At 50.7% G+C, this 21,312-nt stretch carries 18 protein-coding genes; 6 read left to right on the top strand and 12 right to left on the bottom strand.

Features of this window, described 5'->3' with window-relative positions; all coding sequences use genetic code 11:
• Nucleotide 1: 1 nt before the first annotated feature.
• From NTU47_18365 to NTU47_18340, 6 genes are all read right to left on the bottom strand, one after another.
• Nucleotides 2-970: a GNAT family N-acetyltransferase gene (locus tag NTU47_18365; protein MCX6135774.1), complete on the bottom strand. Its 969-nt coding sequence runs from the start codon at nt 968-970 to the stop codon at nt 2-4.
• Between the two features lie 5 nt (nt 971-975).
• On the bottom strand, nt 976-1,872 hold the full coding sequence (locus NTU47_18360) for a PorV/PorQ family protein (protein ID MCX6135773.1): 897 nt from the start codon (nt 1,870-1,872) through the stop codon (nt 976-978).
• Nucleotides 1,869-2,852, bottom strand: coding sequence for a hypothetical protein (locus tag NTU47_18355; protein ID MCX6135772.1), 984 nt, complete (start codon nt 2,850-2,852; stop codon nt 1,869-1,871). Before NTU47_18355 ends, NTU47_18360 begins: the two co-directional genes overlap by 4 nt.
• On the bottom strand, nt 2,849-4,399 hold the full coding sequence (locus NTU47_18350; GenBank protein MCX6135771.1) for a hypothetical protein: 1,551 nt from the start codon (nt 4,397-4,399) through the stop codon (nt 2,849-2,851). Before NTU47_18350 ends, NTU47_18355 begins: the two co-directional genes overlap by 4 nt.
• Nucleotides 4,396-5,175 carry a hypothetical protein gene (locus NTU47_18345; GenBank protein MCX6135770.1) on the bottom strand — a complete coding sequence of 260 codons (780 nt, stop codon included), beginning with the start codon at nt 5,173-5,175 and terminating at the stop codon, nt 4,396-4,398. The genes NTU47_18350 and NTU47_18345 overlap by 4 nt, the downstream gene beginning before the upstream one ends.
• A gap of 288 nt (nt 5,176-5,463) precedes the next feature.
• Nucleotides 5,464-6,516: a site-2 protease family protein gene (locus NTU47_18340; GenBank protein ID MCX6135769.1), complete on the bottom strand. Its 1,053-nt coding sequence runs from the start codon at nt 6,514-6,516 to the stop codon at nt 5,464-5,466.
• 862 nt (nt 6,517-7,378) lie between these two features.
• On the opposite strand from NTU47_18340, the gene NTU47_18335 reads away from it, so the two are divergent.
• Together NTU47_18335 and NTU47_18330 are read left to right on the top strand one after the other, a co-directional pair.
• Entirely contained in the window at nt 7,379-8,326 is a 948-nt protein-coding gene (locus NTU47_18335; protein MCX6135768.1) for a hypothetical protein, read from the top strand.
• A 59-nt stretch (nt 8,327-8,385) separates the two neighbouring features.
• Nucleotides 8,386-9,363 carry a sigma 54-interacting transcriptional regulator gene (locus tag NTU47_18330; protein MCX6135767.1) on the top strand — a complete coding sequence of 326 codons (978 nt, stop codon included), beginning with the start codon at nt 8,386-8,388 and terminating at the stop codon, nt 9,361-9,363.
• 92 nt (nt 9,364-9,455) lie between these two features.
• On the opposite strand, the gene NTU47_18325 is transcribed toward NTU47_18330, so the two are convergent.
• From NTU47_18325 to NTU47_18300, 6 genes are read right to left on the bottom strand one after another with little or no spacing between them, the layout of a single operon-like run.
• Complete coding sequence (locus NTU47_18325; GenBank protein MCX6135766.1) at nt 9,456-11,075, bottom strand: CehA/McbA family metallohydrolase; 1,620 nt, start codon at nt 11,073-11,075, stop codon at nt 9,456-9,458.
• Nucleotides 11,075-12,169 (bottom strand): glycosyltransferase, encoded by a 1,095-nt coding sequence (locus NTU47_18320; GenBank protein MCX6135765.1) that lies wholly within the window; start codon nt 12,167-12,169, stop codon nt 11,075-11,077. The genes NTU47_18325 and NTU47_18320 overlap by 1 nt, the downstream gene beginning before the upstream one ends.
• Nucleotides 12,166-12,789, bottom strand: a complete 624-nt coding sequence (locus tag NTU47_18315; protein ID MCX6135764.1) for a polysaccharide deacetylase family protein — start codon at nt 12,787-12,789, stop codon at nt 12,166-12,168. Before NTU47_18315 ends, NTU47_18320 begins: the two co-directional genes overlap by 4 nt.
• Nucleotides 12,786-13,913, bottom strand: a complete 1,128-nt coding sequence (locus NTU47_18310) for a glycosyltransferase (GenBank protein ID MCX6135763.1) — start codon at nt 13,911-13,913, stop codon at nt 12,786-12,788. Before NTU47_18310 ends, NTU47_18315 begins: the two co-directional genes overlap by 4 nt.
• Nucleotides 13,910-14,872 (bottom strand): lysylphosphatidylglycerol synthase transmembrane domain-containing protein, encoded by a 963-nt coding sequence (locus NTU47_18305; protein MCX6135762.1) that lies wholly within the window; start codon nt 14,870-14,872, stop codon nt 13,910-13,912. Before NTU47_18305 ends, NTU47_18310 begins: the two co-directional genes overlap by 4 nt.
• Nucleotides 14,848-15,996 (bottom strand): glycosyltransferase, encoded by a 1,149-nt coding sequence (locus NTU47_18300; GenBank protein MCX6135761.1) that lies wholly within the window; start codon nt 15,994-15,996, stop codon nt 14,848-14,850. Before NTU47_18300 ends, NTU47_18305 begins: the two co-directional genes overlap by 25 nt.
• A gap of 156 nt (nt 15,997-16,152) precedes the next feature.
• Between NTU47_18300 and udk the strand changes: the two genes are divergently transcribed.
• From udk to NTU47_18280, 4 genes are all read left to right on the top strand, one after another.
• Nucleotides 16,153-16,788, top strand: coding sequence for a uridine kinase (gene udk, locus NTU47_18295; GenBank protein ID MCX6135760.1), 636 nt, complete (start codon nt 16,153-16,155; stop codon nt 16,786-16,788).
• A gap of 189 nt (nt 16,789-16,977) precedes the next feature.
• Entirely contained in the window at nt 16,978-18,282 is a 1,305-nt protein-coding gene (locus tag NTU47_18290; protein ID MCX6135759.1) for a pitrilysin family protein, read from the top strand.
• Between the two features lie 69 nt (nt 18,283-18,351).
• Nucleotides 18,352-19,590, top strand: coding sequence for a pyridoxal phosphate-dependent aminotransferase (locus tag NTU47_18285; GenBank protein ID MCX6135758.1), 1,239 nt, complete (start codon nt 18,352-18,354; stop codon nt 19,588-19,590).
• A gap of 32 nt (nt 19,591-19,622) precedes the next feature.
• Nucleotides 19,623-21,311, top strand: coding sequence for a 2Fe-2S iron-sulfur cluster-binding protein (locus NTU47_18280; protein MCX6135757.1), 1,689 nt, complete (start codon nt 19,623-19,625; stop codon nt 21,309-21,311).
• Nucleotide 21,312 lies beyond the last annotated feature (1 nt).

Raw genomic sequence — 21,312 nt, 5'->3', positions numbered from 1 at the left:
GTCAGATGAATCGTTTGTAGAATGTGCTGCGAAGAATCCCGTGAGAGTTGAACTTCTCCTTGAAACGGATAAGGTTCATAGAGGGAGTCATCGGATTTTCCGCTTTTGTATCCTGGGACACTCCGATATCAATCCACTTGAAGCCCCGGTCGGTTGCCCATTTTGAGACCTCGTACATCACGATGTGGATCGGGTTGTATTCTTCGTACTCGTAGAGGAGCATATTGTAGAAGCAGAGGGCAACTTGTTGATTACAGGCAAACATCAGAGACCCGGCGATTGGCTTGTTTCCCTTGTACACGAGAAACAGCTCGAGATTGTCGGGCATCAATTTCTTGAGGCGTAGGAGCTCGTCCAGTGTATGTGTCGGCTTCACTCCGTGCCGTTCCTTGTTCTTTACAAGTATCGGATAAAACGCTTCATAGTCGTCGTTGATTTCGACTGTCAGTGTCTTTTCCCGAAGATACTTGTGGACATAGCGGCGCGCAGTGCTCTGAAAGCTTGTCAGAATCTCTTCCTTTGGGTCCAAAGGAATGGAATGTGAGATGTAATGCTTGTCGTAAGAAAATCCCCTGTATGCCAGAGCGTAATCGAGGTTCTGTGATATCACCTTCTGATAGATGAAAGGGGGAGGAGTCAGCAGTGCTCGTTCGAGAGATTGCTCCCGGCAATAGTCCGAAAAAGCATCGACCAGTTCAAGAGCTGTTGCGAATGTTATCACGTTAGTCACAATCGAACCGTACGAAGCGCCGATCGGGGATTCGAATGTGCTCCCCATCAGAGCACCGGGAAGCACAGCGACGATCTCTTTCTTGTCCATGAAGAGAAGATGGTGCCACTTGAACCGACCTCGAGGATGGTAGTCAAAGAACTGCTGAAGATGGAACATCGTTCCGTTGTTCGAATTCAGTACAAATCTTTCCCATCGTTCACGCAGTTCTTCGGTGTAAGGAACAACTTGAATGGCCATAGGTATCAGAATTGGAATGCTAGTGTGAAGAGGTGAGCGTCTCCCAGGCCGAGTGAAAACGGGACGAAGGCATAGTCGAATTGAAGAAACTCGTACCGGATGCCGAGGCCTGCCGAAAGGCCGCGTGAATCGTAGCCTGAGGCATAGCCAAATCTGACGGAGACGGCGTTGTCATAGGTTGTTTCGATGCTTCCCAGCATATGGCTTTCGCTTTGCTGAATATGACCAGCGAAGCCCGCGTTAGCTGAAAAGGCAAAATCGTCAAATGCAAAAGTGTACGCAATTCCGCCCCGGACAAAGGTTGGCAGGTCGGAGTTTTCTCTTCGGAATTGTTCAAGCGAACCGGCATTGGTCACGGAGACTGCTGCTTGGAGGCCTGCAATTGGCGTGCGATACAACAGGCCAACGTCCACGCCAAGTCCGGATGCGTCGTCAGCATAGAGCTTCTCATAGAGGTACTTCGCTGAGACTCCGAACGAGGCATTTTGAATCAGCGTCGTCGCAAATCCAAGCTGCAATGTTGCATTTCTGGCGCTGAAGGTCCCTAGCGCTGGGCCGGGGATGTCTCTCACTTCGATGCCGGGTACGCTGATAGCTGAAACTCCCAGGCCGACTGTCCCGAATGAGATTGGAATTTGAATTGCGAGGAACTCGCATTGGATGTCCTGAATCCACTGAGCATGAGTCAGGGCGATCGTCACATTCCCGCGACTCTCCAGATTGGCCGGATTGAGCAGCCACGAGGAAAGCCGGCCGTGATCAGCGATTGTTGCGTCACCGAGTGCAGCCGAGCGGCCATCAAGCGGAATTTTGAGCTGGGAAGAGCCAACGGATGATCCCTGGGCGATCACGATGACCGGGCACAGAGCTAGAAAGAAGAGCAGCATCCATTTCTTTGTCATTCAAAGCTCAGTCTTAGAGAGAGCATGTGAATCCCCCCAGTGCCGTACGGTTCAAGAATAAATCCATAATCGATAGTTGGCTTCAAAGACGCAACGGCCGTCTGCAGCGAGAATCCGATGCTCGGCTTTGAGCTTATCCCGCCTGCAAAGTCAATCTGATCGATACCGCCTCTGAGAGTAACATTTTCCTGAAGAGCCAATTCCGCTCCGATTCGTGAGAGCACAATTGCGCCAACCCACTCGACTTCACCAGCGATTCTGCCTTTGAGAAAACCAGGGGAATAGCATATCGCCAACTTTCGCCGCAGCGGAAATCGATCGATGCTGGTATTTCCGGAGCTTCCATAGAGCTGGGATGTGTCCCACTTGTATTTTGAATTGATGTCTGCCACCACAGCGCCAATTGTCCAGGCCTCGGAAGGAGCGTAGACAATGCCCAGGTCGAATCCGACTGTGGTGCTTTTCACACTTTCGAATAACGAATAATAAAGGATTTTCGCAGAAACTCCAACGGCGAAATCAGGCCGCACCTTTGTACCAAAAGTGAACAGAAACTCATTTTCGGATGTGGAGTACGTCTCTGTGGGGAGACCGTCGAGACTTCGGCCCTGGATCTTTGATACGCCAGCGTTGATGAGTGCGAGCGAGAAGCCGCCGGTTGGCTTTATACTCTGGGCATAGCTGACGAAATTCAGATTCCTGTCGAACGGCAAAAATCCCGCAGAAAGCAACGCGCTCGGATGTGCTTGAAAAGGAACCACGGCAGGATTGTAGTATCCCGTACCATCATCTGTCTTGATCGCGGTCAGGCTGTTCGCCATGCCCATACCTCTCGCTCCAAATCCCATTCGCATTGCCGCTCCGGCCAAACCGCCGAGTTCAAAGTTGTTCTGGGCGAACGCCGTAGAGAACGCCGGGAGGTGCAAGGCCATGCTCGCAATGATCCAGAGGAGAGGTATAGTGTTGTGTCGTGTGCTCATTGCAGGACGAATATCTTTCCCCATTGTGCGTTGCCACCGTCAACTTCAATTCGATAAAAATACACTCCATTGGTTACGCGGCGGTTCCTGTCGTCGCGCCCGTCCCAGATTTCATCATGTTCAGCGGAGCCGATCCGGAGGGCATCCCGAAGAAGGGTTTTTACGGGTTGCATTGAGAAATCGAAAATTCTGATTGAAACAGGAGCTGTCTTTCCTGACGTCGAGAAATGAATCCGAACTGCCTCGAACGCGGGGCTGAAGGGAAGGGGATAGGAATATGTCTGACCGGTTGCTTGGACGGGTTGATATGTTCTAAATACATTCCAGGTACTTCCGAAGGGGGAGGAGGAATTGTCCAACGTTCTGGCGAGCCCTTCAGGTCCGCCTGTCCAGAGAGCGTCACCCTGTACTCCTACTGCATAGACCGCCGGGGAAGCAAATCGCTGCAACGTCAACGGGTCGTAGACGGTGCCGCTCCGCGTCCATGATCGACCGTAATCGTTGGACCGGTAAACGCCGCCATCTGTTGCGACGTAGACGATGGAGTCTTTTGAAGCGATGTTGTGGGCCCATTCGCCAAGCAAAGCGGTTCCCCATGTTTCGCCTCCATCGCTTGAATAACTCACGCCTCGTTTCTCGTCGGCCTCGAGAGCATTGACGGTCGCCGCCCAAATCACTCGCTTGGTGCCCCATCGCTGCTCAGTAATTCCCACCACCCAATTGCCGGAAATCGGCTTGAGTTGATTCTGGTGGTTGAATTTCCGCCAGCTGATGCCGCCATCCGTCGATTTGTTGATGCCGTTGGCTGTTCCAACCCAAATTGTCGAATCATCGCTTGCGTAGACGGCAAATGGCCGGTGGTTGAGATTACCGACCAGAGAATCGGCGCCGAGTTGTCTGTCCACGACGGCGAGGGCGAATCGTAGTGTGTCAGAAGGAGAAATCCGATTAAGGTTATCTGGCGGCAGTATGACGCGCTCCCAAGATTTTCCCCGATTTGACGACCGACGCAGCATGCCAGCCCAACTCGCAATCCACACGTATTTCGACGTCAGAGCGATGTCGTATGTAACGTTGTCAACTGGAACAGTAACATTAAGCGTGGGTATCTTGTTACGGCCGTAGAGAAGCGTATCGACCTTGCCGGTATCAACTGGCTGGGAAATGAATGTCCAGCTTTGTCCTCGGTCAGTCGAGTAATGGAGTCCGTGACCCGTTTGATGCGCAACATTCTCGGGTTTCGTGATGTATGTCGTAGAAATCCAGATCTCATTCCCACGTGCAGCGACCGCCGAGACTCCCTTTTCATCAAATGTCTCAGAAGCAGCGAACTGCCTCCATGATCGCCCCGCATCCGTAGATGATGTCGGTCCTTTTCCTGTCCCCACCCAGATCGTATCACCCTTGGGGGCAATCTTGTTGACAATGTTGCTCCGCAGAAGCGGAGAGGTTTCGCTTGACGGGATGGCAAATGAATTGATGACCTGTGCAGGGAGCTCTCCCGAGAGCGCGAGCAGGAATGTCGATATGATTCCGAAACGCCTCATTGCTTCACCGTGATGCGATGAACGACAACTGCACTCGTTTCGTTGGATCGGTCGAATGCCTGAAACTCAAACCTGTACGTGCCCGGGCTCGTTGCTGGTGGCAGCGTGATGATCAGGCTGTAGATTCCATCGCCCGCGACGATATCGCCATGACTGGCGGATCCATCGTCGTACATCAGAAAGGGGTTCCCGCTCGAAGGTGTACCATCAGGCTTGTACGAATTGAATATGACTTTGGCCAGGTCGGACAGTCCGTCTGCATCGGTCGATTTGATCCGAAGAAGCAACGATTGTGATTGGTTTGCAAGTGTCACCGTATCAGGGGCATCGAGAGAGGTAAGAACGGGAGCTCTGTTCCCGCGATACACTGTCAGTGGGGCGATTATCGTATTGCTCTGAAAACCGTTTTGAGCTTCTGCACTGACCTCAGCACGAAAGGTCCCTATTTCTACTCTTTTTATTTGAATACCGACTTTCCCCGTGTAGATACCGTCACCCTTGGTCCGATCCGGAGCGGCACCATCATCGTTGAGTTCACTTTCTGATAGTGTAGAACTTGATGATGGGGGTTTCAGTGAACACCTCACATGCGACAGAGGATTGTCCGAGTTCTGACTAACCTGCGCGGAAACGGTCACGGAGATCGACAACAGATCCTCCGGGTTTCGGCTGGCTCCGGTATTAATCGTGTCGGTGTTGACGGAAGACGGAGTAATGTCGGCTTGCAGAAGGGTTGGGGGGTGTCCAACGGAATCGATAGCATTCCCGGTTCTCATCTCGCACCCTCCGACGGCAGCTAACATGAGTGCCAAGAGTGCAAGCCGCGCGATTATGCGCAAGTCAGCCGGAACAATGCTGATAGCCTTCGCTCTTGAAACAAGTGCCAGGGAGTGAGTAACTGAGAATTGATGGAGCCGACGCAATGATTGCTTCCCTTAATAGTTCTGTTCGGACCTACTTCGTAGCAATCAGTATGTCGTCAGCTTCCTTTTCTGTGAATGGGATGTGCAGAAGATCGATTGCACAAAGATAGAAAGCTCAGCGAAGAAAGTCAAGTACTGATTTTACATGGAAATCGTAAACGGTGCGAAAGAGAAACTCACAACAAAGACTATCAGCGTGAACCACCCAACAATAATTCGTTGTCTATCCAGGGGTGTCTCATCAGGCACAGGTGGATGATAGAGCTTGATGAAATAATAGGAGACCAATGCCCACAGGAACCAACCTGTCCAACTGTATTGAGCGAAAGGGACAATCTGGGCTGGCAATTGCTCCATGAAGTAGCTCATTATTCCCCGGAGAAGTGCGTCGATCACGGCCGGCAGTCCCAGTACAAGGAGTATGACAAATGATGTTCGAGCAATCCTACGATGCTTGTCGCCGAAGAGCGTATAGATAAGATGTCCGCCATCGTACTGTCCGATCGGGATGAGGTTCATTGCGGTGACGAAGAGCCCAAACCAACCGACGCAAAGCAGCGGATAGTGATACATTTCGGACATAGGCGGAACGAATTGCTGCGCTGGATCCGTAAGAAGCCAGGAGAGGGCACTGTAAAGAATCGTTCTGCCGAATTCCAACCCTAGTCCTTGTCCATCGTTGGTCATCTGGGTCGAAAAATCATACCCCGGATGGATTGATAGGATATAGTCCGGGCCTGGCAGAGTCAGGAATCCGAGAATTAATACGACAACGCACGCGCAGAAACCAGCGAGCGGGCCAGCAACTCCGATGTCGAACATAGCTTTTCGGGTTGGGACAACAGATCTAGTCCGAATAAGAGCGCCCAAAGTCCCAAAGTTCAAGAAGAAGGGAGTTGGAGGAAATGGGAGGAAGTAAGGCAAAGTAACCTTGACTCCATGGTATCTTGCAGCGAAGTAATGTCCGAACTCGTGGACCCCGAGTACAAAGAGGATGGAAATCGAGTACGGAAGACCATAGTGGAGATTTGTAAGTTCGAAGGCGTTCTTTCCCACCCATTGCACGCCGGCGACGGTCGTAGTAAACAGCGTAAGGAGAAGAAGGAGGATGTTGAGAAGAAAGCGGAAATCCGGTTTCGCTGACTCAACTTCATCAAGACGTAGAGGATCTTCCTGGGGGAAGTTATTGCTCATTCAATCCGAGAAAATTTTCGAATACGCGGCACAACACTCAGATGGAAGATAAGCAAAAACCAACCCGAAAGCAAAATACACCACTCCGACAGCATTCGAACAAGGGAACTCGGATGCTGTCGGAGAATGAAAGGAAAAACATCATAAGCCCTAAGGCTGAGGAGGTTTCGTGCTCGTGGTTACTCCACTTCGCATTGAATTCGGAAGTGGCGGTTTTGTGCTGGTTGTGACTCCACTTCTTGATTGTGAAGAACTGAACTCAACAGATTTGTCCTCTTGCTTCGCAGCGTAAGATATCGCGAAGTTCGTCGCGAATGTGAGCACGAGAGCAATAAAGATGGCAAAGAAGCGTTTTGCGTTACGGGTCTTGAGCATGAAACCTCCTTGTTGGTTCGGAGATGTGATTCATATCACTCATTTGTTTCCGAGTGTGTTATGATTTCACGTAAATTTTGGCTAATTTTCTGCAAATGTCAAGTTCAATGTTCAGTCTATAGGCCTTGTCGCATTCCAGGGTTTATCCATTCCCCATAACTCGTTGTAAAATTGACGTTTGGAGATGATGTTGAGAACCGTTCAATACTGTTGGTTGTCTTTTCCCCTTGACATCATCTCCATTCCGTGCTATATTCGTCACAGATAACGAAAGTGATATGAATTGTATCTGTTCAAGAAAATATTAGTTCTATGGATTGGCCTCCTCGCGCTCGCGGGACTTCTGTTGTTTGCGCTCGCCAATGAAGGTCCGTCGTCAAGTGCGCTCTTCGTGGACGCAATATTGCTCCTGACTGGCATCGTATGCATCTTCATTTTTCTTAGAGAGCCAAATAGGACAAACAGGCCAATATTCTTGAATTTCGGTATGTTCTTTCTCCTCTCGGTTCTTGCGTTTGTTTTTAGATTTGTTGGATACGCAATTGCTCCAGGCGATCAGTGGTTAAGATTCTATTTCTCGCAGTATCACTTGATGGCGTATTTCTTTCTACTGTCCTTTGCGGTTGTCTATGTTGTAATCGACTCCCTTTTCACGGACTTCTGGACATTTTCAAAATATTCTCTTGCCTTTTTGATTGTTGGAAGCACCTTCACTTATTACTACAATCCGTTTTTCGCAAATCCAAGACATTTGTATACGACTCAAGACGTCGCGGACTACAAGGCGGTCAACCAGGCCGTGATTATTGCTGAAAACATGGGCAAGACGATTCCTACAGTTCAAGAAATCGCTGCGATTAGCTCTATTGGGATTTGGAAGAATGGTGTACAGGTGGGAGTTTTGTTCGATGACCAAAAGGCACGCAGGGTCGCGGAATTGCTCCCTTATTCAGAGAATGATGAGAATTTTGGGTCCCTCTTATTCAAGCCTCTATACTTCGACAACATCTATATGAACGTTCTTTGCATCATCTTTATCTTCCTTTTCTTTGGATACCAATACAAGAACGATCCTCCTCAGGGAGCATATATTGAGAAGATCATTTTCCTTTTCTTGCCATATTGCTCGCTTGAAATTCTCCATCATTACGCCTACATTAAATCAGTCGAGTATGCGACTTTTGTGGATGTGCAACAGATTGGCTACTATCTAACTTTGTTGAATCTCTTATTTCTACTGACTTTTTTTGGCTTGCGATTGAGGTTCATCACAAGCGTCAAAGGCGAGTTTTATGAACGAGAGTTGGTTTCTGACGCTGAACATATTAGTCGTTGGCGCGACGCTCTTGATAATCTTGTTGTACGCCATTTTCTTAACCCGAAAGCGATTCATGGAAGGCTTTTTGCACCGCGCGCGCCAAGAAACGAAGCCTAACTTTCTTCAGAGAATCATCCTGAAATTCTTCGGTTGATCCATCTAACAGGCTCAATACAATGGAAGCAACAATCGTAGGCAGAAGCAAATCGATCGAACTTCTGAGGAAGCAGATCACGAAGGCCGCTCATGGGACAAAGGATGTCCTGATTGTCGGCGAACCGGGAGTCGGTAAAGGCGTTGTCGCGAAGAGAATCCACTCCGAGCAATTCAACGGCACCAATGACCAACATCCCTATTTCTCGGTGAATGCATCCGTGATCGATGATCGCGAATTGGAAGCTGTTCTTTTCGGCTTTGAAAAAGGCGTGCCGGGAATGCCCCCGACCACAAAACGCGGGCTCTTCGAACTCTCAAATGACGGAACAATCCTCATCGAAGAGATTGAAGACGCCAGCTTCAGAAATCAGATGAAGATTCTGAGCTTCATACAGGCACGGACTGCAATGCGGATGGGAGGGGACGAGGGCAGAGGCGTTCACGCACGAGTTGTCCTGACTATGAAGAAAAGACCTGAAGAGTTGTTGCCGACCCACAAAGTCTATGATGAATTGGCGAAGAAGGTCCAGGAATTCGAACAAATTGAGATCCTTCCGTTGAGGGAACGACCTGAGGATATCCCTGTTCTCGTGAAGCACTTCGTGAATGAGATCAGTAAGGACCTGGGCATCAAAGATGTGGCGATCGATATCAATGCAATTGATGTCCTGGTGCGACACCCTTGGAAAGAAAATATCCGGGAACTCAAAGCCGTTATCGACAAGTCCATCCTATTTTCCTCCGGAGGCAAATTCGCTCTCCCGCCTGAACTCACAGATGAAAAGACTGAAGTTGTCAAGATGATCAACAACGTCATCAGTGGCCAGGAGTTTGTTCTTGACAATTCCCTGGATCTCATTGAAAAGGGGATTATCGAACGATCGCTTACCAGATTCGGATTCAATCAGTCAAAGGCAGCGCTTTTCCTCGGGATGACGGAGCAGACTCTCCGTTATAAACTCAAAAGACTTGCGATCCCGAGCGCCCGTCACCGATAACGACCACGGTCACTGATGTGCAAACGCAAACGCCCTCTTGTTGAGGGCGTTTGCGTTTCTGTGACGAAGATTCTCGCGTTATCTGTAGATCTTCATGCGGAACGAATCCATATCGGATTGGTAAGGCAGTAATGCTCCTGACCATCAAAAGAGTTCGAGGCAATCGTCCAAACTTCGGCACGAGCGTAGCATGCCCCTGAAGGATTTACCGAGAACTCCTTGCGCAGCAAGAACCCATTGTTCCCATCGATCCTGTATGCCGTTCGCTCCGTCGAGTCTCCGATCTTTCCCAGAATCAACTTGACGGATCCTATCTCACCAAATTCGGGTGTCGACAGTACGTCGAGCTCAAGCCGAATGGTGGGCCCTGTAACAGATCCCCCAATCCCAGATTGTGAATGATCTCCCCCCACAGCAATGAGCCGGATCACTGGACCATCCGTCATGATCGCCGAACCGCTTTCGAAGGCTTGAAGAACGTTCTGCTCGGATAGGCCGCCGTTTACGAAGAGACCGGTCCGCATCTTCCCGAAAATCTGATCGTTGTTTTCCTTGATGAGGAGAAAGGGGATTCCGATTTGACGAAAGCGATTGAAGTTCCCGTGAGCGTCATTTCCTGCAATTGCGATCAGCTTCTTGCCCTTTAGAAGCTGTCTTGTCCATGCCCGATACCCTTCCCAAAAGCTTTCGTCGCACCTTCCGTTCAGAATTTGTAGGCCTGTCAAGGCGTCAAGGGCCAGGTCGGCATCGGTCCACACTCCTCTCCCGAGAAGAAGTCGCTGCAGGAAAGGGACGGGCTCCTTTGCATGCGCAGCGAACGCGGGGGAGTCCGCCGACTTGATCGCCAAAACCTCTCTGGCACTATGTTCGCTTGTTGTATGATTCCATCGTTCAGCGCCATCACCCGACCCGTAGATGAATTCGCGTTGTCCCATAACTAGCAAATGAACGTTCTTCTCATCGCTGTTACGGCATGACACTTCTTCTCCTCGAACGACAACGAAATCACTCTCACGAGAGTTCAGGTGATCAACTTCGGCCTGGAATTGCCGCCATTTGGCCAAAGTTGGGTCGTTCGTGAGATACGAGTCTACATCATCGTCGAGATCGTAAGAATGATCAGTGACAGCGTAATATGCCAACCCCAACGCCTTTGCGAGCGTGATGGCCGGGAACAGAGGAATTCCAAATTCCACTTGGTCATCAGTGAAATGTGAATGGGTGTGTGGATCACCCAAATAGAGATCATCAAATCGTGGGAGAGAATCCTTGGCCAGGTAGACCCTTAGCGGTTTGCGCGAGGAGGTCCTGTGATTATCATTGTGATACGTTCTTGAGCGGCCACGACATTCAAGTGTAAACTCTACGTCAATGTCAACCCAACCCGCGAGCCCTGACAAGTCCAGATGAATCAGATGCCACGAAATCCTCTCGCGCAACTCGATAGGTTTTTCAAGATGATCACTGCTCTGTATGAGGCGATTGTCCTGAGAGACTTTGATGCGTATTTGAGCCAATGTCGCGGGGTAGAGGTGTGCATCCTTGACAAGTATCATCACCGGCAAATGATGATTTGGCTCGAGCCGATGGGGCGCATCGGCAATTACTTCAGGTTCTCTTGTCTTGAGCAGGCTGAAACAATATGGAAACCGGTAGTGAGTTTCGGCATAGAGGAAGGCGGGAAGGATCCAAAGATCTTGAAGAGGAAACATCAATATGTCCGCCCTTTCCAGATGACGCGCCCGCCAAAGAACACCATGAAGGGCAGAACCAGAACATACGCCATGAAGTAGAGCTCGAACCACAGGAAGTACCGCAGCAGTAGAAGGTGTCGTTGCTTCTGGAGAATTGAGAACAGGAAAGCGAACTCACCCAACATTTTCGTGAGAAGAGCTGCTGTACTCGCAATATACTCCCCGGCCGCAAGTCCGAGAAGTACTAGGAGATTCAATCCAAATCCAATTGCCATTATGGAGAAGCCAGTCAGTTTCATATCGAGTCCGCCTTTTCCCCACCTGTGTTTCTGGCGGATCAACTCCCGCCAGCCTGAGCATGGCTGACTGATTACAAGGACCTTGGGATCAATCGGACATATGTAGTTCCATCGTTTCGCTTGAACGATGGCCTGGAAAAGCATGAAATCTTCTGTAACGCTGAATGGGATCTTCCGGTACCCCCCAACTTCCAGATATGCGGATTTGCGGAAGGAGAGGTTGTTTCCGATAGTGCTGAGCGGTATACGGAGAGACATGGTGGCTGCCGCCAGCCCAAGAAGAAACGCCCAGTCGAGGGACTGCATTCCCTCAAACCTTGTGCTCGCCCGCTGGAGGGTCAATCCGCCGACGATGCCAACAGATCCGATGTATCTTCGTGCTGTACATTCCACCCAGGTAGGGGGGACGGAACAGTCAGCATCGGTTATCAGGATAACATCACCTCTTGCTTTTTCGATGCCTTGATCAAGGGCATTGGTCTTCCCCCGTAGTTGTGCGTCTTCGCGGGCGTTCAAATAGCTGAAATTGTCAAAACGCTCCTGAAATTCTTTGCAGATTTGCTCAGTGCGATCGGTTGAATGGTCGTTGATGACGATGACCTCAAAGGCCTTCTGCCCGTAGGTTTGGTGCAATGTCGATTCGAGACATGCCGCAAGGTTCTCTTGTTCATCGCGCGCCGCAATGACGACGGACACGAATGGCCTGACGGAATCGTCGATTACATCTCTTGGCTGGCGCACTGCAAATAGCATGACGCCTATCTGCACAAGATAGAGTAGGAGAAATGCGGCAAGGAGGTAAAGAAGAATCATAGTGTCAGTGCTGAGAACTTGAAACCGTCGCTGGAAAGACGCTCGAGCAGTGGATCGAGATATTGGCCAACGGTGTGTGCAGTGTTTTCGTTGTCGTGGAGGAGAATAATGGAACCCTGTCTGGCTTGCTTCGAAACCGAATTCAAGATGCGGCTTGACTCCGGTTGCCTGAAGTCCCGTGCATCAACATCCCACATCACCACTTTATGCCCCTCGGCCTTTGCCAAACGAAGAGTTCGCATGTCAAAATGGCCATAGGGGGGCCGGAAGAATTCAGCTTTCTGGCCGAGGATTTCCCCTATCGCGGCATCGGCCGCTCTGATTTCATTCATTTGAAACGTAGACGACCTGAACAGCATTGATGTGTGCGTGTGGCCATGACTTCCGATGGTGTGGCCGCTCTCAACGATTTCGCGTGCCACCTCCGGGTAACGCTCCACGTTCCTCCCAAGAAGAAAAAACGTAGCGAGGATGTTTCGTTTCTTCAGGATGTCCAGCACGTGTGGCGTTGCCGCAGGATGAGGGCCATCGTCGAATGTAATATGGATCGCCTGGCTCGTTGTGCGCCACAGAATCGATGGAAACAAAATGGGTGCCGCGACAGCGTTGAGAAAACTCATCGCCCGAAGTTCCTGTTCTTCCAACGGAGAGTGCCGAACTGTCCAACGAACGCCGCGAAAACAATATACGGAACGTGACAAAGCTCTGCAATCAGAAAGTGCCACACTGTGAAGGGTTGTTGGAGCAAACGTGCACCGATTCTGAGAATTGTGAACTCAGCGATGCCTTTGATCGCGAGAACGACCAGGAGGGGGAGCATGAGGATTGGATACATCGCCGCGGTCACACCAGAGACGAAAACAATCAGGAAGAAACTGTAAAGCAATATCAAACGAAGAAGAATCCGTTTGTCCTCGTAGTGTCCGTGTTTCGAAGCCCAACGTGTTCGCTGATTCCAGAAAGCCCTGATCGTTTCGGGTGTTGAGGTGGTGACAATAGCAGCGGAATCAAAGTTGAAAATGACCTTGCCGGCATTTCGCATCATCATTCGTTGCATCAAGGTCTCGTCGTCGCAAGAACTACGACCGTCACCGTAGCCATGGACGGATTGAAATGCTGACTTACGGTAAGCAATGTTGGCTCCATTGCAGATGATGGGGTCCCCGGATCCAATCAGGCCCGCGCCGGTCGAAATCAATCCCAGGAACTCGAGGGATTGGAGCTTTGAGAAAAGTGAATCATGCGGACGTTCGGCCACGAGTCCTGCAACGAATGCAACGTCCGGCTGGAAACATCTGACCGTAGAGGCTATCCATTCAGATGGAGCGATGCAATCAGCGTCAGTGCAAAGGATGATCTCGCCCTCCGACCTGCTGATTCCGAGTGCGATTGCGGTAGGTTTCCCTTGTTGCGCAGGAGTATCCGCGCATGACAACAATGTGCATTTGAAGTGTCCCATTGTGGCAGCCGCTTCTTTTGCCTTCGCTAAAGTCCGATCTTGCGAATGATCATCGACGAGGACTACCTCGTACTTTGTCCGATCGTATGACTGCCTGCCAAGAGACAGGATGCACTCTTCGATATGCTCCTCCTCGTTTCGGGCGGCAACGACAACGCTGACCATCGGGATGGCTGTATTGAATCGTCCTGTCGTCGCTGTCAGGCCGCGCGAGACCTTCCACAGGAAATGGAGGTAGTAGGCGAGTGAGAGCGCAAGCAGTGTTATGACGATCGTTGTTGTCATTTCGATGGGAACTTTGGCATGAAAATCAATCCAACGATGGATGGTGCCAGCACGTTAATGGCAAAGAGCAGAAGGGAAGCGCTCAGTGAGGTTGCATGAGCGACTCCGCGAAGAGAAAAGAAATAGACGGAACTGACTTCCCTGACACCCAAATCTCCCAAAGAAATAGGAACAAGTGCTTTGAGCAGCATCATGGAGGCGAATCCCAGGAACGCGTCGACAGGACCAACCTGCGAAAACGCATTGAGAAGTAGATACATCTGCACGTACACAATCAAATAGAACACGACAGAATAGATGAGTGATCGGAGCAACTGCTCGAAACGGAATACAACCACCGAATCAGTGAAATCCTGGACGGAAGGTCGCTTCAATATTTTCAGGTTGAGACGTCTGATCAGGATGGGCACAATCTGTGGATTGAAGAAGAGAAGGCCCAGTGTCGCGGCGGTTGGCACAATGATCAGTACGGCAGCTGGAGTCCCCAAGTGAAAGAGGAAAGGTAGGCTTACAACACCAGCGAGGCCAAGAACACAGATCATCTGAAGCCGGTCCACGAGCGTAAGCCCGACCACCGTCCCGGCCCGCAGCGAATTGTGCCCGAGAGCTCTTCCCCCAAACTCGCCGATTTGACCAGGCGTCACTGTTCCCATTGACATCCCAAACATAAACGAGGCCACCACCTGCATAGTGGTGCTTGCGGGGTTTACGAGGCGTACGAAGTATCGCCACTTGAGTATCTGCACCCCCAGGTTCGCACCTGCAAGGAGCACTGCTCCGGAGAGATACTCAACACGAGCGTTTCGCCACGAGTTCACCAAATCGATAACACTTATATAGTGAAACAACACAATGAGGAGTGCAACCCCGAGTGCAGCTCGCAGAATCACAAACGTGACTTGTCGTACCTTGTCACCAGAGAGATTCCGATCTGTCATGGGCGTTTCGAGGGTTTCCATTCGTATCGCTTCATGAATCCCAACGGCCCGATGAACGAGTTATAGAGGACGTACAAAGATTCCATGAACAGGAATGAGGACCAGAATTTCATTTGGCCGAAGAGGGGTGCTGCACGAAGAAACAATACCGCGTCGATGATGCATTTCGCGACGTAGGGCCATACGAGGGCAGTGGAAAACCCGGAGACAATCGCAACCGCCAGAGCACCAAGAATCAAGGCATTCGAAGCGTGAAATGCAAAAAAGAACGCCTTCATAGAAAAGGGAAAGAACTTCCCGGCGGAGAAGTGACGTACCCGCTGTTGGAGAAAAGCTCCAAAAGTGGATGGAGGCATTGTCGGAACAAAACTTGCCGGATTTGTAGCGTATCGAATCTTCCATGATGTATGCAGTCGCACAAGCTGCAAGAAGAGATCGTCGTCGCCGCTCACGGAGCGCTTGATCCTTTCAAATCCTCCCAGTTCGTCGTAAACCACGCGACGGTATGCAAGTGATCGACCTGTACACAGCCACGCTTTCTTCATTCCTATCGCACCTGCAGCCCAGGTTGCCCCCTTGAATTCTTCGTACTCAATGAATTTGCGCAGCCACAAGGCACCTTGAGAACGCGTGCCATTCGTTGTTAGGGGCGCAGAATAGGGTGAGTACCCGGCCACAAGTCCGGTTTCATGATCAAATGCAGCGACAATGGATGAAACCCACTGGGGTGGAGGAAAGCAGTCTGCATCCGTGAAACAGAGGATCTCACCTTTGCTTGAAGCCACCCCTTGCGCAAGGGCGTTCTTCTTTGGAGGCATGTCGTAAGGAACTGAATCAACGTTTATCAACCGGACAAACGGGTATTGTTGCTGGAAGCGTTCGACGATCGAAGTACTTTGGTCGGTGGATCGATCATTTACGATGATCACTTCAAAATCAGGATAGTCCTGGCGAACAAGATGATCAAGAAGAAACCCAATGTTCTCTTCCTCATTTCGGGCTGCCACGATTACTGACACATGGGGTTTTGATTGAGATGGGTGGTAGTGAAGGCGGCGTATCCCCGCCAGCAATCCAATCACCACAACTGCATAGAAAAGAGTCGAGATGCCGAGAAGTATTTGTATCTGGGTCGGGATTATCATCGAGTTAGATGATCGTGAAAAAGGCCGTCTTTTTCAATAGAATGTGGCGTTGATAGTTCCTGATTTATCGCCTATATTCAGCGACATTATCTCGCTTGGCAGTCACTGTTCGTTCTCTTCAGACCATTCAGTCATTTTCCATGTAAGGGGCATCGGATGCAATCATTGATCATAGGCATTGCGGGAGGGACGGGATCTGGCAAGACGACAGTCACAGCAAAGATCCTCAAGTCGCTCGATGAGGAAAGAATCGTCGTTATTCAGCACGATTCCTACTATCGCGACCTGGGCACCTATCATGGCCTCACGCCCGACAAGATCAACTTTGATCATCCCGACTCGCTCGAGACAGATCTGCTTGTCCAGCATCTTCGCACATTGCGTGACGGGGATATTATCGACCAGCCAATCTATAATTTCACAACGCACCTGCGTCTCAAGGAAACCAGATTGCTGGAACCCAAGGAGATCATCATCGTGGAGGGCATCCTCATTTTTGTAGACAAGGCACTTCGGGATCTCATGGATATCAAGATTTTTCTCGACACCGATGCGGACGAGCGCCTGATCCGGCGCATTCGCCGCGACATCCTGGAGCGTGGTCGATCGGTCGATTCTGTGATGAGTCAATACATGAACACGGTTAAGCCGATGCATCTGGAGTTCGTTGAACCCAGCAAGCATTGGGCCGACATCATCATACCCCGCGGTGCAGAAAATACGGTGGCAATCGATATGGTAGTTACGAAAATCAAATCGATGTTTAACCAAAAAGTTGGAGCCATGAACTGAATGGTTCCTTTCCGGGATGTTTCTCACTGATGTCCCCGACAGGCAAAGGCGATTTCCTTGACTCTCCTGCCAAAAACATGTATCTTGGTGCAAATTCTCCCAATGTTTTCAGGCATTTTCTGCATTGGGACGCTTGGCGCGTTGTGGTAACATTCACCATTTGTCCCAACGAGGTATGACCTGAAGCGGGTGGCGAAAAAGTCGTTTGAAGTATCGTACGTTCCAAAGCGGATTGATTCGACGTACAGAAAAACTGTGCTTCCGAATGGGCTTCGTGTAGTTTCGGAAGAACTGAACCATGTTCGCTCGGTATCCGTGGGAGTCTGGATCGATGTGGGTTCGAGAGATGAATCGTCGTCGATGAACGGGATTTCTCATTTCATCGAACACATGGTCTTCAAGGGGACCGCGAACCGCTCCGTGAAGGAAATAGCGAGAAGCATCGAGTCTGTGGGCGGCTACATGAACGCGTTCACAGGGAAGGAACACACGTGCTTCTATGCGCGTGTCCTCGATGAACACACCGCGCTGGCGGTCGATGTCCTCTCAGATCTCGTGCGGAACCCAACGATTCCTGAGAAGGATCTCGAAAAGGAAAAAGCGGTTGTAATCGAAGAATTGAAGAACGCCGAGGATGATCCTGACGATATCATCCACGACTATTTTGACAAGGCGTTGTTCGGAAGTCACCCCCTGGGAAACCCGGTCATAGGAACCGAAGAAAACCTGCGATCTTTTTCGCGTACCGATCTGATTAGTTATCTTGGAAGCCAATACATTCCATCGAACATAGTTCTTGCGGCGGCGGGGAATGTATCCCACGAAAAGCTCGTAGAACTGGCGGAGAAGCATTTTGGCACAATGAAGTCGAATCCCCGCACACGCACGGCATCACGCGTCAAACCAAGCACATACAAACCAGAGCGCAAGGACTACAAGAAGCCCATCCAGCAAGCGCACGTGTGTCTTGGTACACAGGCTTGGAGTGTGAAGAGCAGGCAGCGGTATCCGATTCTCGTTCTGAATACACTCTTGGGCGATGGCATGAGCTCACGGCTCTTTCAGAATATCCGGGAAAAATATGGATTCGCCTATTCTGTCTACAGCACGGCGACTTTGATGAGCGACGCCGGCATTTTCAGTGCGTACATCGGGACAGATAAACAACACATTGAAGTATCCACTGACCTGATCCTCAAGGAATTCGATAAACTGGTCCGGAAACCGGTCTCGAATGCGGAGTTAAACAGAACCAAGGCTCAGTTGAAGGGGAGCATGATGCTGAGTCTCGAGAGCATTCCTCACCGTATGATGAGACTTGGGACCTCTGAGCTCTATTTTCATGATATCAATCCCATCGATGTGATCCTGAAGCAGATCAACAGCGTCCACCAGGACGACGTGCAGTCCATCGCCCAAAGCCTATTCAAGGAGAAGAAGCTCTCCACGGTCGTGATTCATCCTGATGGGCAGCGTCAGGTGGAATCTCAATAGATTTCCCGGTTGCTGAAGCCGAGACATTTGGCCTTTGGGCCGGCTCGGCACGAAATGGAGCAAGACACAATGACAACAGTAGTCCAGGAAACAGATGCAAAGGGTACCCGAAGCGCTCCCTCGATTTCCTCGCGGGCGAAATCGACGCAGGATTCACCTATACGGAAATTGTCAGCGACGGCGGAGGCCAGGAAGCAGCAGGGAGTAAAGGTTTATCATCTCAACATTGGGCAACCCGACCTCCCGACTCATCCAATTGTCTTTGATACCATCCGCGAACTGAAGCTGCAAACGCTCGCGTATGCGCCTTCGAATGGTCTTCCTCAGGCGGTGCAGGCATGGAAATCCTATTATCAGGCTTGCGGCATCGATGTGCAGGAGAACGAGATCATCGTGACGGCCGGTGGCTCTGAGGCGATTGTGTTTGCGATGTGCGCAATCTGCGACTATGGCGACGATGTGATTGTGTTTGAGCCCTTCTACACCAATTACAACGGCTTCGCCAGTATCGCAAACATCAAGTTGAACCCGATCCCGCTTCGGATTCAGGATGGATTTCACCTCCCCCCCTCGGAAGAAATCGAACGACGAATTACGTCGAGGACGCGTGCCATTCTTATCTGCAATCCGTCGAACCCGACCGGTACCATTTACACCCGCGAAGAAATGCTGCGTTTGGTGGATATTGTCAAACGCCACAACCTGTTCTTGTTGTCGGACGAAGTGTATCGCGAATTCGCGTACGACACCGCCGTGAACAGTGTGTTCGATTTTCCGGAGATCGCCGATCAGGCTGTTCTGCTCGACAGTACGTCGAAGCGATTCAATGTCTGCGGAGCCCGCATTGGAGCTTTGGCGAGCCACAACAAGGAGATTGTGCAATCTGCGTTCCGATTCGGAATGGCCCGTTTGTCCGTTGCGTCCATTGAACAACTTGCCCTGGTTCCGCTGCTGCAAGCGCCAAAGACGTACACGCAGCCTATCGTCGAAGAATTTCGTCGACGACGTGATGTTGTGTATGCTGGACTTGCAACTATTCCGGGTGTCACATTCTACAAGCCCGAAGGTGCGTTTTACATCATGGTCGGTCTTCCTGTGAAGGACGCGGAGCATTTTTCCAAGTGGCTTATCGCGGAATATGAGTACGAGCGAGAAACCGTATTGCTGGCGCCTGGTCCGGGATTCTATGCAAGCCGGAATTCCGGATCTAACGAGGTTCGTCTCGCCTTCATGTTGAAAGGGGAGGATCTCCGGCGGGCGCTGACCATAGTCAGTGCGGCTCTTGCTGAGTATTCGAAAAAGTTCTGAAGAGAAACCTGATATCTACTGCGTAAGAGACTATGGCGAAGATAACACTTGATGGGAAAGAGTTTGAAGTAGACCCGAAGCTGACGGTCATCGAGGCAGCTGCGGCGAACGGGATTGAGATCCCGCACTTCTGCTGGCATTCGAAGCTCTCCGTTTCGGGTAACTGTCGCATGTGCCTGGTTGAGATAGAGAGAATGCCTAAGCTCGCAATTGCTTGCTCAACGCCGGTAAGCGAGGGAATGGTCGTCAGAACGAAAAGCGAGAAGGTGGTGAAGGCGAGGCAGGCAGTCATGGAGTTCTTGCTCATCAATCATCCTCTCGACTGTCCTATTTGCGACGAAGCGGGCGAATGCAAGCTTCAGGACTACTCCTACAAATACAGTTCGGGTTACAGCCGGTTTGATGAAGACAAAGTACATAAGCCGAAGCGCGTAGAGCTGGGTCCGAATGTCATGCTTGATGTCGAGCGCTGTATCATGTGTTCGCGCTGCATCAGGTTCTCCGACGAAATCGCAAAGCAGCCTGTACTTACGTTTACTGAGCGGGGCACACACGTGGTTCTGACCACGTTCCCCGGCACACAGCTTGACAATCCCTATGCGATGAACGTTATCGAACTCTGCCCCGTCGGTGCTTTGACAAGCACGGATTTTCGCTTCAAGTCCAGAGTCTGGGAGATGTCGTCAACAGACACTGTTTGCGTTGGATGTTCACGGGGCTGCAACACGCATATGTGGGTCCGCAACAATGAGATCCTGCGCCTCACGCCACGCCACAACGAACAAGTGAACTCGTATTGGATGTGTGATGCCGGCCGCTTGAACACCTTCAAGTCAGTATCGAGTCAGGAGCGGCTGAACGGTCCGTTGATTCGGAAAGAGGATACTCTTGTGGAAGTGGGATGGGATGAAGCCATTGCAATGGCTGTATCCGGTCTGAAGGGCTACAAAAAAAGCGAAATTGCAGGGGTTGGGTCGGCCTTTGCGACGAACGAGGACAATTTCGTCTTCCAGAAGTTCATTCGGGAAATTGTCGGGACGAAGCATATCGATCTTGTGCAGCACAGTAAAGAAGGGGATGACGACAACCTGCTCATTCGCGCAGACAAGACTCCGAACAGCCTCGGAGCGCGGCTGGTCGGAGTGAAACCGTCCGAAGGGGGTCTCGATCTTGCCGGTATCTTGAAAGGGATCAAGGATGGCTCAATCAAGTCCCTTTATGTGCTGGAGGATGACATCGCAGAAGATCCTCGGGTGGCAGCTGTCCTCTCGAGTCTAGATCTTCTGATTGTGCATTCCTCAGTCCGCAACAAGACCACTGACCTTGCAGACATCGTCCTGTCATGCTCGACGTATGCGGAGAAACACGGAACGTTCACAAATTTCCGAGGGATCGTTCAGCGAAGCCGTCCCGCTGTTGCGACTCTGGAGCTGGACAGGGCTCGTGATGGATTCGCCATGAGCCGCTGGGACAAGTTCGCGTCACAGAATGATCGATGGGGCCGTCCCCTCAAGAAAGATTCCCGTCCGAGCTGGAGAATCCTTACGGCGATCGGAAATGCCATGGGGGCGAGACTCAAGTACGTCACCGCTGAGGATGTCTTCAAGGAGGTCTCGGAGAAAGTCCCTTCGTTCAAAGGATTTAACTACACCTCGATTGGCGCACAGGGTACTGCATTGAATTCTTCTGAAACTGCAATCACAGCAGTCGGCACTGTTTGAC

Source organism: Ignavibacteriales bacterium (genome assembly GCA_026390595.1).
Taxonomy (GTDB): Bacteria; Bacteroidota; Ignavibacteria; order UBA10030; family UBA10030; genus UBA9647.
Note: the sequence above shows the minus strand (reverse complement) of the source record. Positions and strands in the feature narration are given on the sequence as shown.

Bases quoted from the DNA above. Each gene is read 5' to 3' on its own strand.
- NTU47_18365 (MCX6135774.1), bottom strand. From the start codon at position 970: ATGGCCATTCAAGTTGTTCCTTACACCGAAGAACTGCGTGAACGATGG.
- NTU47_18330 (MCX6135767.1), top strand. From the start codon at position 8,386: ATGGAAGCAACAATCGTAGGCAGAAGCAAATCGATCGAACTTCTGAGG.
- NTU47_18300 (MCX6135761.1), bottom strand. From the start codon at position 15,996: ATGATAATCCCGACCCAGATACAAATACTTCTCGGCATCTCGACTCTT.
- NTU47_18280 (MCX6135757.1), top strand. From the start codon at position 19,623: ATGGCGAAGATAACACTTGATGGGAAAGAGTTTGAAGTAGACCCGAAG.
- NTU47_18305 (MCX6135762.1), bottom strand. From the start codon at position 14,872: ATGGAAACCCTCGAAACGCCCATGACAGATCGGAATCTCTCTGGTGAC.
- NTU47_18335 (MCX6135768.1), top strand. From the start codon at position 7,379: ATGTTCTTTCTCCTCTCGGTTCTTGCGTTTGTTTTTAGATTTGTTGGA.
- NTU47_18285 (MCX6135758.1), top strand. From the start codon at position 18,352: ATGACAACAGTAGTCCAGGAAACAGATGCAAAGGGTACCCGAAGCGCT.
- NTU47_18360 (MCX6135773.1), bottom strand. From the start codon at position 1,872: ATGACAAAGAAATGGATGCTGCTCTTCTTTCTAGCTCTGTGCCCGGTC.
- NTU47_18340 (MCX6135769.1), bottom strand. From the start codon at position 6,516: ATGAGCAATAACTTCCCCCAGGAAGATCCTCTACGTCTTGATGAAGTT.
- NTU47_18320 (MCX6135765.1), bottom strand. From the start codon at position 12,169: ATGATTCTTCTTTACCTCCTTGCCGCATTTCTCCTACTCTATCTTGTG.
- NTU47_18325 (MCX6135766.1), bottom strand. From the start codon at position 11,075: ATGTTTCCTCTTCAAGATCTTTGGATCCTTCCCGCCTTCCTCTATGCC.
- NTU47_18310 (MCX6135763.1), bottom strand. From the start codon at position 13,913: ATGACAACAACGATCGTCATAACACTGCTTGCGCTCTCACTCGCCTAC.
- NTU47_18345 (MCX6135770.1), bottom strand. From the start codon at position 5,175: ATGAGAACCGGGAATGCTATCGATTCCGTTGGACACCCCCCAACCCTT.
- NTU47_18315 (MCX6135764.1), bottom strand. From the start codon at position 12,789: ATGAGTTTTCTCAACGCTGTCGCGGCACCCATTTTGTTTCCATCGATT.
- udk (MCX6135760.1), top strand. From the start codon at position 16,153: ATGCAATCATTGATCATAGGCATTGCGGGAGGGACGGGATCTGGCAAG.
- NTU47_18355 (MCX6135772.1), bottom strand. From the start codon at position 2,852: ATGAGCACACGACACAACACTATACCTCTCCTCTGGATCATTGCGAGC.
- NTU47_18350 (MCX6135771.1), bottom strand. From the start codon at position 4,399: ATGAGGCGTTTCGGAATCATATCGACATTCCTGCTCGCGCTCTCGGGA.